This is a genomic window from Methylocapsa acidiphila B2 (assembly GCF_000427445.1).
GTDB lineage: Bacteria > Pseudomonadota > Alphaproteobacteria > Rhizobiales > Beijerinckiaceae > Methylocapsa > Methylocapsa acidiphila.
The window spans coordinates 228,024-243,884 of sequence record NZ_KE386496.1 but is presented as its reverse complement, the minus strand read 5'-3'; the positions used below and the strand labels follow the sequence as shown (position 1 = coordinate 243,884).

General features: G+C 58.3%; 13 protein-coding genes. 5 read left to right on the top strand and 8 right to left on the bottom strand.

Annotation, left to right across the window (positions count from 1 at the left end; all coding sequences use genetic code 11):
- Nucleotides 1-102: 102 nt before the first annotated feature.
- The 4 genes from METAC_RS0102295 to METAC_RS0102275 all read left to right on the top strand — a co-directional run bounded on the left by METAC_RS0102295 (nt 103) and on the right by METAC_RS0102275 (nt 5,930).
- Nucleotides 103-819 (top strand): pyrimidine 5'-nucleotidase, encoded by a 717-nt coding sequence (locus tag METAC_RS0102295; RefSeq protein WP_026605791.1) that lies wholly within the window; start codon nt 103-105, stop codon nt 817-819.
- 590 nt (nt 820-1,409) lie between these two features.
- Nucleotides 1,410-3,089, top strand: coding sequence for a hypothetical protein (locus METAC_RS0102285; RefSeq protein ID WP_026605789.1), 1,680 nt, complete (start codon nt 1,410-1,412; stop codon nt 3,087-3,089).
- A 55-nt stretch (nt 3,090-3,144) separates the two neighbouring features.
- Nucleotides 3,145-4,410 (top strand): ABC transporter permease, encoded by a 1,266-nt coding sequence (locus tag METAC_RS0102280; protein ID WP_245257406.1) that lies wholly within the window; start codon nt 3,145-3,147, stop codon nt 4,408-4,410.
- On the top strand, nt 4,407-5,930 hold the full coding sequence (locus tag METAC_RS0102275; RefSeq protein WP_026605787.1) for an ABC transporter ATP-binding protein: 1,524 nt from the start codon (nt 4,407-4,409) through the stop codon (nt 5,928-5,930). The genes METAC_RS0102280 and METAC_RS0102275 overlap by 4 nt, the downstream gene beginning before the upstream one ends.
- A gap of 150 nt (nt 5,931-6,080) precedes the next feature.
- Here METAC_RS0102275 and METAC_RS0102270 read toward each other — a convergent pair whose 3' ends face one another.
- The 8 genes from METAC_RS0102270 to METAC_RS0102235 form a co-directional block, all read right to left on the bottom strand.
- Nucleotides 6,081-7,166, bottom strand: a complete 1,086-nt coding sequence (locus METAC_RS0102270) for an EscU/YscU/HrcU family type III secretion system export apparatus switch protein (protein ID WP_026605786.1) — start codon at nt 7,164-7,166, stop codon at nt 6,081-6,083.
- A 14-nt stretch (nt 7,167-7,180) separates the two neighbouring features.
- A complete protein-coding gene (locus METAC_RS0102265; protein WP_036255222.1) occupies nt 7,181-8,218 on the bottom strand; it encodes a flagellar motor switch protein FliG in 1,038 nt (345 codons plus the stop codon).
- Nucleotides 8,219-8,554, bottom strand: a complete 336-nt coding sequence (fliN, locus tag METAC_RS0102260) for a flagellar motor switch protein FliN (RefSeq protein ID WP_026605784.1) — start codon at nt 8,552-8,554, stop codon at nt 8,219-8,221.
- Nucleotides 8,555-8,779: 225 nt separating this feature from the next.
- Nucleotides 8,780-9,694: a flagellar motor switch protein FliM gene (locus tag METAC_RS0102255; protein WP_026605783.1), complete on the bottom strand. Its 915-nt coding sequence runs from the start codon at nt 9,692-9,694 to the stop codon at nt 8,780-8,782.
- 32 nt (nt 9,695-9,726) lie between these two features.
- The gene (gene motA, locus METAC_RS0102250; protein WP_026605782.1) at nt 9,727-10,611 is read right to left on the bottom strand and encodes a flagellar motor stator protein MotA; all 885 of its coding nucleotides are present in this window, start codon (nt 10,609-10,611) and stop codon (nt 9,727-9,729) included.
- A gap of 227 nt (nt 10,612-10,838) precedes the next feature.
- Complete coding sequence (locus METAC_RS0102245; protein ID WP_156898076.1) at nt 10,839-11,696, bottom strand: helix-turn-helix transcriptional regulator; 858 nt, start codon at nt 11,694-11,696, stop codon at nt 10,839-10,841.
- A gap of 1,101 nt (nt 11,697-12,797) precedes the next feature.
- Nucleotides 12,798-13,361 carry a hypothetical protein gene (locus METAC_RS0102240; protein ID WP_026605780.1) on the bottom strand — a complete coding sequence of 188 codons (564 nt, stop codon included), beginning with the start codon at nt 13,359-13,361 and terminating at the stop codon, nt 12,798-12,800.
- Entirely contained in the window at nt 13,358-14,185 is an 828-nt protein-coding gene (locus METAC_RS0102235; protein WP_026605779.1) for an SGNH/GDSL hydrolase family protein, read from the bottom strand. Before METAC_RS0102235 ends, METAC_RS0102240 begins: the two co-directional genes overlap by 4 nt.
- A gap of 360 nt (nt 14,186-14,545) precedes the next feature.
- On the opposite strand from METAC_RS0102235, the gene ispG reads away from it, so the two are divergent.
- The gene (gene ispG, locus METAC_RS0102230) at nt 14,546-15,847 is read left to right on the top strand and encodes a flavodoxin-dependent (E)-4-hydroxy-3-methylbut-2-enyl-diphosphate synthase (RefSeq protein WP_026605778.1); all 1,302 of its coding nucleotides are present in this window, start codon (nt 14,546-14,548) and stop codon (nt 15,845-15,847) included.
- The last annotated feature ends 14 nt before the right edge of the window (nt 15,848-15,861 follow it).

The following is a 15,861-nucleotide window of genomic DNA, read 5'->3' as shown; positions in this document are numbered from 1 at the left end:
AAGCAGTTTTTGGACGATAGATCGCACGCATCACGGGCTGCGCCCGAGGCCGAACCGGAACCCCAGCGCACGAGCGCGGCGCCAACCGGCTCGGGGGCGCGCATCGACGCTCTCCAGCACATCGACACTTGGGTGTTCGATCTCGACAATACGCTTTATCCCGCCGGCAGCGATCTCTGGCCAAAGATCGACGCGCGCATCACGCTTTTCCTCGGTCATCTCTTCGGCCTCGACGGCATGTCCGCGCGGGCGCTGCAAAAATATTATTATCAGCGCTATGGCACGACCCTGCGCGGACTCATGCAAGAGCATGACATCCGCGCGGAAGACTTTCTCGCCTTCACCCATGACATCGACCGCTCCTCGCTCGAGCCAAATCTCCTGCTCGCGGCCGCGCTCGCCGCCCTGCCCGGCCGCAAGCTCATCCTGACCAATGGTTCGCGCGACCACGCTCTACGCACGGCCGAGGCACTCGGCCTCCATACGATGTTCGAGGATATTTTCGATATTGTCGCCGCGGATTTCGTGCCGAAACCCGAGGCCGTGACTTATCAGCGCTTCTTCGACCGGCACGAGGTCGATCCAGAACGCGCCATCATGTTCGAGGACATCTCCCGCAACCTCGTCGTTCCCCACCAGAGGGGGATGACGACGGCGCTCGTCGTGCCAAAGCCCGGCCAGAAAGATCACCGCGAACCGTTTGAAATCACCGAAGATACGCCGCCACATGTGGATTTCGTAACGAGCGACCTCGAGGGATTTCTGGAAGAGGCGCTTGCGGCCTTGGGCATAGTCGGCAAGACCGTGGGCGGCGGATAGGCGCTCTTGTCGGATCGGCGGCGGGAACGGTTCGAATCCTTTCGCCCGCTCCAGAAATTATCGACAATCAGTTGATTGGAATGAACTCGCGAGAGCAGCCTCTTTGTCGTTTGGGTCATCTGGACCGGACGACCCGGCGCAGGTGAAGGGCGCTCCGCCCTGCCGATGGCCGCCAGCCCTCACCATCCATCCTTTCGCCGCGGACGGAAGGGTACATCCCTTTCTCTCGGGCCATTTCTCTTCTCCGGCGCGAAAAGTCACAGAGCGCGGGACGCGGACGGACGTCCGAGCGCGGCCTTTTCTCGGACGCGCAGCCAAACGCCTTTTGCACCTCCCCGAAGATCGCGGCCCTCCATATTTTTATCTCTCGATTGTCGGTGCGCCCGAAGCGGTGAGACTTGACCATCGCGCTTAAAGAAAAAATTCTGAAATGTTTTCGTCAGTCGTAAAAAATCATTGTTGAGTGCATAGATCGGCCTAAGATTTTCTGGATCAGGAGGCGCGGCCTGCGCCGCCGCTTACTCGATCCCTCTCGATTTTCTGGGGCTCACGCCTCGAGACCGACATCTCAAAGCCGATAGGAAGCAACCATGACGCCGAGCGATTCGTCCGCATCAAAAAAAGAAGGGTCCACGATTCGGACAATTGCAGCGCCCGCTTCTCTGCAACTCTTCAACCGGCATGGCGCCCTCGATCGCAGAAAGATCCTGCAGGGCGCGGGCGGCGGCGTCATCGGCGCAATTCTTGGCGGCGGAGGGGCGCGGGCCGAGGGCTTCTGGTCGCGTCTCTTCGGCGAGCCGGCTGGCGCCCCCTCCGCGCAACCGACAGCCCAGAGCGAGACCCCTCGCTTCAATGCGCTCGGCGACTACCTTTGGCTGACGCCCACCAAGCTCGGCGGCGGCGCACAATTGCAAGATCTCGCCAGCGGCAAAACCATGGCCTGGATCGAATATTGGAATTATGGCGACAGCTGCCCGATCGCGCATCATCTCGCGGCCTTCCCCTCGGCGGAGCCGCGCAAGGGATTCGAATTCATCAATTCGACCCAAGGCGGCCAGAACGCCCTGATTTATGGAATTCCGAGCCAATTGCGCGAGCATGGAATGCTCGATCCGCTTTGGGGCCAGGGCAATCAAATTTATCGCGTCGGCTTCGACGGCCAACAGATGAACCTTTTGGAGAATATCGCGGAGACGACGGGGATCGGACTTGGGGTTCACACCGTCATCTTTCCCGACGCCTCCGGCTTCTCCGTTTCGGACGGCCAGAAAGATATTGTCGCATTTTTTTCCCGCGCCACAGGCATCCAAAAGACCAAGGTGCTGGCTGCATTTCGCTTCGATTGGATCGGCGATGAGCCTAATGGCGCCCTCGCCGACAATTGGTTCAAGGGCGGGACAGTCCGCATCACGCAACTCGTCATGGCGCCCGAGACCGGGCTTTATGATTATCGCGGCACGAAAGGCAATAAGCTCGACTGGGAAATGGTTCCTATGGGCGAATATCTCGCCTACACGGGGCAGCTTCCCGGCGATGCGGTCCGCAGCCTGACCGGCTCGGACAATTGCGTGCATCATCCAATCCATCCCGTGTCGCTCGTCACGCTGCGCATGTTCGCCGTCGGCGTCGTGATCGATCGCACCACGATGGAGCCGGTCGCCTGCATTTCATCACCCGAGGGAACCTCGAAGGAGAATATCCCGGTCAAGAAAATCGCCGACGGCATTTGGGAGATCAGGCTCGACACGGTGGTCAGTTCTGGCCACGAATGCGGCTTTGGCCCCAATGGCAAATGGTTCGCGATGACCAACAACACCCGGCAAAACAGCATGGGCATTTTCAACTGCCTCGACCGGGATCCTCGCAAATGGACCCGCATTCTGAATTTCAAGGATTCGCATTGGGTCGGAGCGACGCCGAGCCCGTTCCACATTACATACTCGATGGACGGGTCGAAAATGTTCGTGTCCGAGCTGCATCAAAAGCCGGCGAAAAGCGCGATCGTCGTCGTCGACACCAACACCTGGTCGACGATCAAGCGCTTTGAAAACGTCGGGGTCGATTGCCAGACCATGCATGTCACCTACGACGGGAAATATGTTCTCCAGATCTTTAGCGGCTTCCAGAGGTTGGAAGGCGGCACCTTCGTCTTCACTCAGGACACGTTGGAGCCGGTGGGCTACATGCCCAATTTCGGCGGACATCATGATTGCGTGATCGTGCCCCGCAACAATCAAGAGCTGATCCATAGCCGTTGCACCACGGTCTGAGTCCAATGACCGCCGAATCAAAAGACTCGTTCGAGCCCGGCGGCGAATGCGCCACATGTTCGTATTCGGGGATTCGATGGCGTTGAACCGCCGAGGCCTTTTCTTGCTGCTGCGGCTCGCGGCTCAAAACGTCGGCCGCCGGCGCCTGAGAAGCCTTTTCTTGGGGCTCGCGGCGATGATTTCGGTTGGCGCCGGCTTTTCCGCCTATGTTATAGGCTCGGCCTTGCGCGAAGGCGTCGCAACGACCTTTTCCCGTATGGGCGCGGATCTCGTCGTCGTTCCATCTGCAACGCTCGTCAACATCACGAGCAGCTTGCTGACCGTTCAGCCGACCGATCAAGACCTCGATGCTGCCCTTGGCGAAACGTTGCGACATCTGCCCGGAATTGGAAAAGTCGCGGCTCAGAGGATCGTTCGCGCCGAAATCGAGGGGCGGGCGGTCAATCTCATCGCTTATGACCCGGCCACGGATTTCACCGTCCAGCCATGGCTTGCGGAACGCGATCGGGCGGAATCCTCGAACGATCTTTTCGTCGGCGATCGAGTTCCGACCAAACCCGGCGAGGCCGCCACGATCTGCGGGCTCACTTTCATCATTGCGGCGCGATTAGGGAAGACCGGCGTCGGCCCCTTCGATGAATCCTATTTCCTGAGCTTCGCCCGCCTCGCCGATGCGATGGCCGCCTCACGCAAACTCTATCGACCCCGCGGCGGCGGCGCGCCCTCAGCCTGTCTGCCCGATCTTAGGCCGGACAGAGCGTCAGCCTTTCTAATTCAACTCACCGCCGGAGCCTCCGCCGAACAGGCGCGATTCGCCATAGGCCAAATCCCGGGACTCAAAATCGTCGCGGGAAACCCCGTGTTTACGGCGGCGAGGCAGGCGTTGGCCAGCCTGTCCTGGGGCGTCGCCATCTTCGCCGGCCTATTGCTTGTCGCTTTGCTGTTCCTTGTCTCGCTCTTGTTCTCGGCGATCGTACAGGAGCGCTACCGGGAGATTGGCCTTCTGCGGGCGATGGGCGCTCGGCCGGAGCAGATCACGAGCGTCATCCTGACCGAGGCCGGCCTGATCGTCGGACTGGGCGGCCTCGTCGGCCTCGCCTTCGGCCTATCGCTTATCTTCGCCTTCGCACGGTCTCTCGGCTTCTATTTCATCTCGCTCGGCGTCCCGTTCGGCTGGCCGCCGACTTCGGCGATTTTGGCCGCCGCCGCCGCCTCGGCCGCAATCGCCGTGGCGATCGGCGTCGCCGGCGCTTTCTTCCCCGCTTGGCGCACCCGCCATGCGGAGCCCTACGCCATGATTCAATCCGAGAACGCACAATGATCTTGCGCGCCGTAGGGCTTTGCAAGCGCTATGGCGATGGAGCCAAATGCGAAGTCGTGCGCCAGGCCAGTCTCACCCTCGGCGAGCGAGAATTCGTCTCGATTGTGGGCCCCTCCGGCTCAGGAAAATCGACGCTTCTCGCGATGATCGGCGCCCTCGCGAAACCGACCGAAGGGCAGGTGCTGCTGGATGACCAAGATCTCTGGGCGTCGCCTGAGAGGACCATCGCCGACATCCGCTGCCGGAGCATGGGATTCGTCTTTCAATTCTTCAGTCTGCTCCCGAACCTGCGAGCGATTGACAATGTCGCCTTGCCCGCTTTGCTCGGCGCCAGCATGGCGGCCGAAGACGCTTATGCGCGCGCCCAGGCGCTCCTCGAGAGGGTGGGCCTGTCGGAGCGCATGTCGGCCTATCCTGGCGAGATGTCGGGCGGCGAACAGAGACGAGTGGCAATCGCGCGCGCGCTGATCAATGCTCCGCGCCTCCTCTTTGCCGATGAGCCCACAAGCGATCTCGACGAGGACACCGAAGACGACATCATCACGCTTTTGGAGGAACTGCGCCGCGAGACCCCCTGTGGCATGATCATCGTCACGCATAATCTGGAACTCGCAAAGCGCGCCGACCGCATGTATCACATGAAGCACGGCATGCTCTATGCGCCAACTGCACCTTTGGCGCCGCACCAGCCGAGCACGCTGTCGCTATCCCCTCCGCCAGTCGCCGCCGCCTACTCGACGCTGAAACAGACGCCAGTCGGATCGCTTGGCTCTGATCGCCGAGAAAACGCCGAACTATTCAAACCTGCGCAGATCTCCATTTCCTCTCGAGGAAACAAGGCCTTTCAGTCGGAAAGCACGCACGCCTCGCGGACAAATGGCGCCCGGGAACTCCGCCAGCTTGGCGGCCTTCTCCCAGCGGCCGCCGGCCGCGCGCTCGGGATTGCCGCCGCAATTTTCACGCTCGCGTTGCTCGGAAATTATAGCGTCCTGCGATATCAGCACTATAAAATCGCTCTGGAGCAAGACCGTCTTTCCGCCCTCGAAGATCTCGCGACGTCGACGTTGAAAAGCGAAATTGAATCGATTTCGCAGCTAGGCGACAATCATTACGATGTTACGATCTATCTAGAGAACACTTCCGGCGACAAGCCCCTCTACGTGCTCGAGCCAAGCGTGCAGGCTTTCATTCAGGTCGGATCAGAATGGCGAGAAATGCCCCTGACGCCGATCGATAAAGCCACGGCGGCGGTTCTCAAAGTGGTTGGAAGACAATCTTACCACTTCGATCTCAACGCCAAAATCGACAAATACGCTCAATTGCTGCCGCATTATATGCATGTGCGATTCACAAACAGCATGTTGATTAGCCCCGAGAGCAGGCCTCAAAAAGAACTATTCCAGCGAAACGACAATTATTTCATTTACCTCAAGCCAGACAATCTCGACGACGCTACAATCACGAAAGATGTTCGATTCGCCGGGCCGCCGCCGCTTTGGATCTGGATGCCGCCACATTGACCACGCTGCTTGGAGCCAAGGAGCCGTATCGTATTCGTCGCTCCGCAATTACTTAAGATGATGCGATGTCTCGAAGGACCTTACCGACGTCACTACGGACGCCTTCTGTCGATCTAAGGCGCCTCCCGACGCCATATCCGGCGTCGCCTCCTAATTTGCCACCGCCGTCCTTTTGCCTCCCTTCGCGTAGAGAAGGTGGATCACCTCGGCTATGGCTCGATAAAACTCGACCGGGATCGCTTGATCGATCTCCACGCGCTCATACATCGCCCGAGCAAGAGCCTTGTCCTCAATAATCGGAATGGAATGTTGAGCTGCGATCTCCTTAATCTTCAGTGCAATAAAGTCCTGCCCTTTCGACAGCACGACGGGCGCGCCGCCCTCTTCCTTCACATATCGAAGCGCGATCGCATAATGGGTCGGATTAGCAATCACCACCGTCGCCTTCGGCACCGCCGCAATCATGCTCTTGCGTAGGCGGTCCAGCGCAAGCGAACGCAATCTGGCCTTTCGTATCGGATCTCCTTCGTTGCGCTTCAATTCATCCTTAATTTCCTGCTTGCTCATACGCAAGTCGCTGAACCATTGTCTGCGGACCCAGAGAAGATCCGCAACAAGCAGCAACGCCATGAGAATGCAGACAATTGATAGCAGCCGCGTGGCCGTCGTCAGAATCAACTCGGGAATCGTCTCCGGCTGGATCGCCATGGCGTTCACCAGCACATCCAACTCGGAACGGAAAAATATGGCGACGACGACGCCCATGAAAAGCATCTTGCAAGCGCCCTTGAGAAACTCGACCTGACCGCGAGCTCCGAATATACGGCTCCAACCGTTTACCAATGATATCCGTTGTAAGTCAGGCTTGATGCGCTCGAACGAAATGCTCGGTGGATTTTGGATGAAAGAGGCCGACAGGCCCACCAGAACAAAAACGGCGAACAAAGGAATGAGCGAATTGAATATGCTGCGGGCGATAACGCCCGCCAAAGCAACCGCGTCATAGCCGTTGCCGATGTGAATATCGTCAACCGCCGCAAGCAATCGCTCAAGCGTGATGGTGACCGAGCGCCCGGCGTCTCTAATTAGAAAGGACGCTATGATCAACATTCCGACAAATGAAGCAAATGTCGCCGCTTCGCGCGAGAACGGGCGATTGCCCCGTTCCATTTCGTTGCGGATCTTGCCTTCGGTCGGATCCTCTGTCTTGCTTTCCTTGTCTTCTTGTTCTGACATTGACCCGCCAGCTTCTATTCGTAAATTTCGTCCTCGTCCTCCGACGAACTCAATTCAATTTCGCCGTTGCTCGATAATTCAAGAGCGGTATCGGCGATCATCCTGCGCGCCTTCAAGACGTCTCGCTGAAGCGCCGGCCCTCCATTTGCCAATTCACTGTCGACGATGCGTCTCGCCCGAGTCGCGAGGGATGACAAAATAGCGTCTCTGAACGCCGCATCTGTCCCTTTCAACGCCAGAACCACGAGCTCAGTTGGAATTTTATCAAAGAGCACGCTGCGCGCTTTCGGCTGCAACTTAATGATGTCGTCGAAAGTGAACATGAGGCCACGTAGCACTTCGACGGCTTTGGGCCGCGCCACGGCGAGACTCTGCATCACGTCCTCCATTTGATCGCGGTCAAGCTTATTGATAATGTTTGCTATCCTCACATTTTGCTCGCTCCCGCTCTGACGTGAAAGATTAGATAACAAGTCCTCCTGCAGTTGCCGTTGGATAATTCGTACCGCCGCCTCTGTGACAGGCGCTATGCTCAGCATTCGCCGCATCATTTCATTCCGAAGATCCCTCGAAAACAGCCCCATGACTTTCGCCGCGCAGACCGGGCTGACTTTGGACAGGATGAACGCCGCCGTTTGTGGATGTTCTTTCTGTAAGTAGCCGCTGAAGATCGACTCCGGGACATTGGAAAGCCTTTCCCACATCGCCTGATTTGAATTTCCGGTCACGTCGGACATGACGTCCGCAATCTGCTCCGGCGACAGGACGCCATCGAGCAATTGCTCAACCTCGTTCGGCGATCCAAGAAGATCGGCGCCGTTCATGAACTGACCGGCGAACTCTTCGACCAGCGTCTCGATGGTCGGAACCGGCACGACTCCGAGCTCCGCTACGGATCTCGTGATCTGCTTGAGTTCATCGACGTCGAAATGCTTCAAGAGACGACCGGCGAGGGGCTTGCCCATCGCAAGCAGAAGCGCGGCGACTTTCTCGGGTCCCTTAAACGACCGCGCGCCTGCGCCGCCATTCATCGTCATCGAAGCCATCGTCATTTATTCAATTGATCCGGTTGGACCGACAATTTCCGTCAGGGATACGCCGAATCGCGAATTGTCGTCTTCGACGACGACAATTTCCCCACGCGCGATGAGTCGTCCATTCACGACGACGTCGACCGGTTCGCCGACTCTATGATCGAGCGGAACGACAGCCCCCCGGCCGAGCTTTAAAAGGTTCGACACAGGCATAGTCGCCGAGCCGAGCACGACCTGAACATCGACCGGAATGCGAAGAATCACATCGAGATTTTGCTGATTGGTAGCCTTAATAGGAATTTCGTCGACGCCAGCTTCGACATGTTGCAACGGCGCGTCGTCTAGGTCCGACATTGCTCATTTATCTCCATTCGATTGTTGAACATTTTGGTCGATGTCTGTCTTATTTGATTTATGCGCGGCGATCGCCTCCTTTTAGATCGTCGTCGCGACGCTCACTTTTGCGGCGCGAAACGGCGCATCCGCGCAGCAGACCACACAACATAGATTAGATCTTAACGCATGACTCGCCGTGAGCGCGCCGAAGCGACATTTTACGCGATCCGGCGCATATATTTTTCAATTTTGAATCATATCGTCGATGAATTGCTGTTCCTGGTTCACGAAATCATCAACGCGAAGCACATAGACGCCGTCCGCCTGACCGAGGCTGCACCAAAAGAGCGGTTGCGCATTGCACTCTAGCTTTACGCGCGTTTTCGTCGTGGCTTGGAGGGCGAAGACATGGCCGATTTGGAGCGAGGCGATGTCTCCCAAGACAAAATGACGCTCCTGGAGGACGCCGCGGACGATGACCTCCGTGCGACCGATTTCATTGGTGATCTGCTTAGTCCATCGGGGGTCTCGGACCGACATATCGTTCGACAGATCTCGGCCCAGATGTGGGCGGACGGAATTCAAGGCCGTCTGGGGAATGAGAACGAACATTCCGCTGCTGCGGCCCAAAACCCGCAACTTGATCGTTGCATTCACGCCAAAGGTATTTCTCGGCGCGATAACCGCGAAATCGAGCCGGGTTTCGACGCGCTCCAATTTGAATTGCGCCGCGTAGACCGTCGCAAACGCGCTTTCGAGCGCGCTTCCGAGCAGCTCGAACGTCTTTTGAGCAAGACGAATTTCAAGGTTGGATAATGGACGCTTGTCGCCTCCCGGCGCTTCGCCGCCGTCGCCTCCAAACAAGGCTTCGGCCAATGCGAAGATGAAATTATGACCCAGTCCTATGAGTATCCGTGCGTCCCAAGCCTGAACGTTGAATATTCCGATAATGACGCTGCCTTCCGATGCGTCGAGCGCGTCGCCAATGCGCGTCGTGCCGATCGAATCAACAGAAAAAAACGCTGGAGCAGCCGACAACTGCCGCAAGTTTTCCGAGCAATGGGCCGCCATCCGATCGAAGATCACATGCAACATCGGCATGCGGTCCACCGATACGCCCGCGGCGTCGAGAAGCCGTTCAGGTCCGCTTTTCAGCATTGAATTCCTCGGGGATAAATATGGCCGCCGCCTTATGCCGCCTGCTGCTGTCCAGTTCTGCTGGCCCCACCCGAGACGGTCTCATTTTCGACCATGTCGATAGACGGACGATCATGCGACGCGATGGTCTTGCGTCCATGTTCAAGTGCGATTTGCGGCATGGCGCCGTTCATGAAGGCGAGCAAGGTCTGCTTGACGATGACGTAAAGCCGAACCCTCTGTAATCTGGTGACCTTGATCTTATGCGCAAGCGGCCCAACGATTGCGTAGGACATGACGATGCCCGCGAAAGTGCCCACGAGAGCGGCTCCAATGAGGCCGCCGAGAAGCTCGGGCGATTGATCCAACGCGCCCATCGCCTTGACCACGCCCAGCACCGCCGCGACGATTCCCAACGCCGGCAAGCTATCCGCGATAGCCGTCAAGGCATGAAAAGGCTTCAGCTTGTCATGACTGACGGTTTGGATCTCTTCATCCATCAACGCTTCTATTTCATGCGTTCGAGCGTTTCCGATTATGATCAATCTGCAATAGTCGCAAATGAAGCTTGTCAGATCCTTATCGGCCAAAACCTTTGGGAAATTCTTGAAAATCGTGGATTCGCTCGGGCTATCCACATGTTGCTCGACCTCACTGCGCGCCTTTCCGCGCAATTCGCGCATCAAGGTGTAGAGCACGCCGAGAACGTCGAGATAGTCGCGCTGCGATGTCGCGCGATCAAGAACCGCCTCAACGATGGCGCTTCCCGTATCCTTGATCGTCAATAGAGAATTGGCGACGATAAAGGTGCCGAGAGACGACCCAAAAATGATGACAAACTCCCAAGGCTGCCAGATGACCGAGACATGGCCGCCCATTGCGGCAAACCCGCCGAGCATGCATCCGATCGCGATGATTATGCCGATTGCGAACGCCAATTGCCTGCCTCCGTCACGTGTTGCGCCTCAAGAAATCGTTAACGAACGGGCCTTGCTTCAAGCTGAATTAAGTTTGCTCCTGGGAAAAACTCCGTCGTGCATCACGCCGTCGGCGCGTGCGGAGCGGATTTGATCGCGCTATAATGGAAAACCGCGTGACGTCTTTTCCACCGCGACCTCTGGCCGTCGCCGTCCCGTAGCGTCGCCGATGTGCAGACCGGGTCGATTCAGCGCTGAGGCGTTTGGCCGGGAATCGTGACTTCGAAAAAGAGGCGCATAAGCTCGGCTTGGCGATGCGTTCCGGTCTTCGCCAGAATGTTGCGTAAGTGCGTCCGCGCCGTCGGCTCAGTCATAGCCAGCCGTTCCACTGCGCGGGGGAGGCCTTCGCCCGAAATCAATTCCGAAAGCACGCGCGTTTCGGTCGGACTAAGACCGAAAAGACGCGCAAAGCCGCTGATGCGATCGTCCGCGCCGCTGCGCCGATCCAGAATAAAAATGCCGGCCGCCAAATTGTCATAGGAAATAATGCGACGGGAGTTTCGCTCGGACACAGGGACCACATGGACGACATATGATCCGCGACCGTCCTGATCCGGCAATATCATCGATCCGCCTATCCATCTTCCGCCGGACGGATTTGCAGCGGAAGCGATCAGCGCCGTGAGCTTTTGCGCCGCCCGGAAGTCTGTCGCGACGACGCGTCCCTGGCGAGCGCTCAGGCCGCGACCGAAATGCATCAGCGTCTCGGCAAAATGATTTGCATAAAGGATTTTTCCATCTTGCGCCGCAAGGATCGTTCCGAAACCGGCGTTGGCGATCATGTCTCCAAGCGCATCGATCTCCGTTTTATATTCGCCGAGCAGATCACTGATGAGATATGCGCGCTTGATGTGAGGCGCGACGATCTTCATGCTTTCGATCTCGGACTGGCTCACGAGGCCGGCGCTCCGCGGCCGAAACATGGCGAAGTAAGTCGCAATCCCACTTTCTTTTCTCAGCATGAGCCCAACGAAATCGAGGTGGTCGCGCTTGATGGCCCATTCGTTATAAAATTCCGACTTCTGATAGGATTCAGATGCGACCAATCGCGATCCCGTCATAACTTCGCCGGGCTTTCCACGCCTCACCATAGGAAGAAGCGGGCTGATATGCGCGTATCTTTCAAGCCAGGATTTCTCGGCGTTCTTATCTGTATTATAGCTCAACTCTGATAGTATTGATGCAGAATCCGCATCGCCTCTCGTGATCAATGCGCCTACATGTCCCCCACCGAGACGCACTAATGCCTCCGCTAGATCGGGGAGCCCCTCTAGATCCAGCATGCTTTCATATATCATAGCAATAAGCGCCAGGGCGTCCAATTTGTACTCACGAAGTATAAAATATAGTATTTATTATAATAAATACATTATACATTAAAGTCGACGAACACTCAGCTGATTATCTATATGCTAGAAACTTATGTACTTGAGTACGAGGATTATAAGCTTAAATCAAGATAGTCTAAGATAGTAACATCCAAAATTAGGAGGCGTGATCGAGTTTCGAAAAAGGGAGCGGGATTTATTACGGCAGGCTGGATTTCATTTTTTGGCGTCCCGGTCAGAAGCGCTTTCTGCCCAGGGGCCGGACATGCCGGAGAAAAAATCTCTCAAATCTAAAGACCTCAAGCAAGTTTTTCCAAATGTAGAGTTGATCTGTTCAACACAAGCTCTAGCTGCCGCTGAGCTTGGATCGAGAGCCAAAATCAGGAAACGCTCAATTTCGATAAGTTGGAGCGAAGTCCGAATGGAAATTCGGCCCCAGCATTTTCCTTTCCACGCTACGCAAATCCCGCTCCGATAACATGACGCTTTACAAAACCGCGATTGCCCGGAGCTGGACGAATCCCTCCGACAGACATCGGCGCGGCCAACGCCAAAAGCGGAACGCCGAGGCATGCGCTCGATCGCTCGAACGGACCCTTCGCGATATGAACACTTTGTGGAGGGCCTCTCGTCTGCGCCCACTCCGACCGGGCGACTCCATGCGATCGCAAATTCCACCATTCGTAAATTACTATACCGCATTGCGCTGTTCGCCGGTGCCAATTGTCACTTGGCGTTTCGCGACCGGCGCCCCAAGAACAGACGCAGTGAATTTGCGCTTGATCCTCGACCGGAGCAATGCCCCGGATCGAGAAGCTTTTAGAAAGGCAGCAGCTGGCAGCTGCGCAACTCGGCCATGATCCTTTGCGCGACGATTTTATTGCCCTCAGGCAAGAGGTGCCCGTCATCAGCGTAAAGCGGCTCGGTGCGCCCCTTGAACACGCTGTCGCTGAGGTCCGCCACGCAGACGCCACGGTCTTCATGCCGGGCCTTGAAATCGCGCAGCATGGGGCGCGCCGCCCCGTAGAAAACCGCGCGCTCCTGAACCTCCGTCGGCGTCATGAGGGCCGCATGCGCCCGTTCGATCTCAGCGTATTCTTTGCCGTCGACGCCGATGATCGGCTGCAGGAACGAAGCGAAGCCGGCGTCCGATTGCTTCGCAAGAAACAACATTCGTTCGCGATTTTCGATGTAGAATTGCGCGGCCCGCTCGGAATAGGCTGGTAGATAGGGCGTCTCGACCGCACCGACGGGCGCAACCCGCGTCAAAGCCAGATGCAGAAGCTTGAACGTCGCGAACCCATCCAAGGCCTCGAGCGCGTGCTGGGCCGTCATCGCCGCGGCGATCCGCACGGCGCCCCAGGAGGTGAAAGAGTCGTTCACCCTGGCGCCATTGTCCTGCTTCGGCCCGTTGCGATAGGGGCGCGTCGTCCGGTCGCCCGCGATCCAGGTCGGCAAAACTCAGCATCGTTCCAGCCGTCATAGGCGACCACGAGATCCGGCTGAAACTGCAGCAGATCAGCGAGAAGAAACAAATATTCATCGTCCGACGCATAGTTCGACACGCCCGCATTGATCACCTCGACGCGCTCGATGGCTGGCGTCGGATGTTCCCGCAGCGCCGCCTCGAACTCCGCCTGCAGCTTCGCCGGCAGGCTTTCGAGCGGGCTGTTCACGCCATTGCCCTCGACCGTCGACCCCCCGATCATGATCGCGCGGAACGCGCCTGCGGGCTTTGGAATATCGTAATGGAGGAGGCTTTCGGAAACGGGCGGAAAGCCTTGATCATTCGTCATGAACCAGAAGGATTTCGTCCCCCAGTCTAGCTTGCTCGAGGGGGCGATGGTCAGAAAGTCGCGCCTCAGCCTGCCGCCGAGCAAGCCGTCAGCCTCGAAGCGGTCATTATAGGAGCCATAGAGCCTCGGATGGCGCGGCAGGATCTTTCGCAAGCCGGCCAAGTCGACGTGATCGGCCGCGCGCGTGCTCATCCAGGCCGTCACATAGAAAAGATCAGGCTCCCGCAGCCCGGACAAGACCAAGCCGAAGGCCAAAAGGCTATCGAGCGCGAAAAGCAGCGAAGCGAATGCGACGAGCAGCAGCCCCCCGCTCCATCGGCTGCCGTGCGCCCATTTTTCGAAGCGATTCTCATGGAGCTTACGTGCTTTTACGCTAGCTCGCAGTTGCTTCAGGTCCAACGGCTTCGTCATGCTCGCCGCTCGCGCGATCGTTTCGTTTTTGCGGGCTTGCTACGCCCGATTGAAAAAACCGCGAGGCTGTATCACGTGAGCTTGGCCCTGAGAAGCGGCCTCACGGCCTTGTGCAGAGGCAAGAGTTTCAAGAGGCGGCTCGCATCGATCTATTTCGCCCTCGCCACCGCCCGAGAACGACGATGATTTGGCGCGGCGACGTCTCGGCGAAGACGGGCGAGCGAGATGGAATGATCCACGCCCCTGGCCCTTGACGGCAAGGGCGTTTTTCCCCACGACTATCCTTAAGCCCTCAAGGTCACGACCGCGTCGCGCCTGTCTTCCATATTGGCGGCGCATGTCCCCAACTCCGAGCGCCGAATGAACATCGCCGAGAACCCGCCGCTTTCCCTTTCCGCCGCCGAGCCGGACGAAGCCGGCCCCCTTCCCCGCCGGCATAGCGTCGGCGTGCGGGTCGGCGTCGGCAAGGCCTCGGTCGAGGTCGGCGGCGGCGCGCCTATCGTCGTCCAGTCCATGACCAATACGGACACGGCCGACATCGAGACGACGGCGCAGCAGATCGCTGCGCTCGCCCGCGCCGGCTCGGAGCTCGTCCGCATCACGGTCGATCGCGACGAGGCGGCGGCCGCCGTGCCTCACATTCGCGACCGTCTTAGCCAGCTCGGCTGCGAGGTCCCCCTCATCGGCGATTTCCACTATATCGGGCACAAGCTTCTCGCCGATCATCCGGCCTGCGCCGAGGCGCTCGATAAATATCGCATCAATCCCGGCAATGTCGGCTTCAAGGACAAGAAAGACCGGCAGTTCTCGTCCATTGTCGAAATGGCGATCAAACACGGCAAGACGGTCCGCATCGGCGCCAATTGGGGCTCGCTCGACCAGGAGCTTCTGACCGATCTGATGGACCAGAACGCCAAGGCCGCCGTTCCGCTCTCGACCGGGGCGGTGACGCGCGAGGCCATGGTTCAATCGGCGCTGCTCTCCGCCGCGCGGGCGGAGGAGATCGGCCTCGCGCGCGACCGGATCATCCTATCCGCCAAAGTCTCCAATGTGCAGGATTTGATCGCGGTCTATCGCACGCTCGCGCGGCGCAGCGATTACGCCCTGCATCTAGGCCTCACCGAGGCCGGCATGGGCTCCAAGGGCATTGTCGCCTCCTCCGCCGCGCTCGGGATCCTTCTGCAGGAAGGCATTGGCGACACGATCCGGGTCTCGCTCACGCCGGAACCCGGCGGCGACCGAACGCTGGAGGTCAAGGTCGCGCAGGAAATCCTGCAGACCATGGGCTTTCGCACCTTCGTTCCGCTGGTCGCTGCCTGCCCCGGTTGCGGCCGCACGACCTCGACCGTGTTCCAGGAACTCGCGCGCGACATCCAAACCTATATTCGCGACGAGATGCCGCTCTGGCGCGCCCGCTTTCCCGGCGTCGAGACGCTGAATGTCGCGGTGATGGGCTGCATCGTGAACGGGCCAGGCGAATCGAAGCACGCCGACATCGGGATTTCCCTGCCCGGCACGGGCGAGACGCCGGCGGCGCCGGTCTTCATCGACGGGGAAAAGGCCATGACCCTGCGCGGCGAGGGAATCGCCGCCGAATTCAAGACGATTGTGGACGATTATATCCAGCGGCGATTCGGCGGCGCCAAAAGCGCGGCGGAGTGACGAGAAGCTCGAGC

Excerpts from the sequence above, each read along its gene's own strand:
- METAC_RS0102270 (WP_026605786.1), bottom strand. The coding sequence starts at position 7,166 with ATGTCAGAACAAGAAGACAAGGAAAGCAAGACAGAGGATCCGACCGAA.
- METAC_RS0102280 (WP_245257406.1), top strand. The coding sequence starts at position 3,145 with ATGTTCGTATTCGGGGATTCGATGGCGTTGAACCGCCGAGGCCTTTTC.
- METAC_RS0102275 (WP_026605787.1), top strand. The coding sequence starts at position 4,407 with ATGATCTTGCGCGCCGTAGGGCTTTGCAAGCGCTATGGCGATGGAGCC.
- METAC_RS0102255 (WP_026605783.1), bottom strand. The coding sequence starts at position 9,694 with ATGCTGAAAAGCGGACCTGAACGGCTTCTCGACGCCGCGGGCGTATCG.
- fliN (WP_026605784.1), bottom strand. The coding sequence starts at position 8,554 with ATGTCGGACCTAGACGACGCGCCGTTGCAACATGTCGAAGCTGGCGTC.
- METAC_RS0102265 (WP_036255222.1), bottom strand. The coding sequence starts at position 8,218 with ATGACGATGGCTTCGATGACGATGAATGGCGGCGCAGGCGCGCGGTCG.
- ispG (WP_026605778.1), top strand. The coding sequence starts at position 14,546 with ATGAACATCGCCGAGAACCCGCCGCTTTCCCTTTCCGCCGCCGAGCCG.
- METAC_RS0102235 (WP_026605779.1), bottom strand. The coding sequence starts at position 14,185 with ATGACGAAGCCGTTGGACCTGAAGCAACTGCGAGCTAGCGTAAAAGCA.
- METAC_RS0102285 (WP_026605789.1), top strand. The coding sequence starts at position 1,410 with ATGACGCCGAGCGATTCGTCCGCATCAAAAAAAGAAGGGTCCACGATT.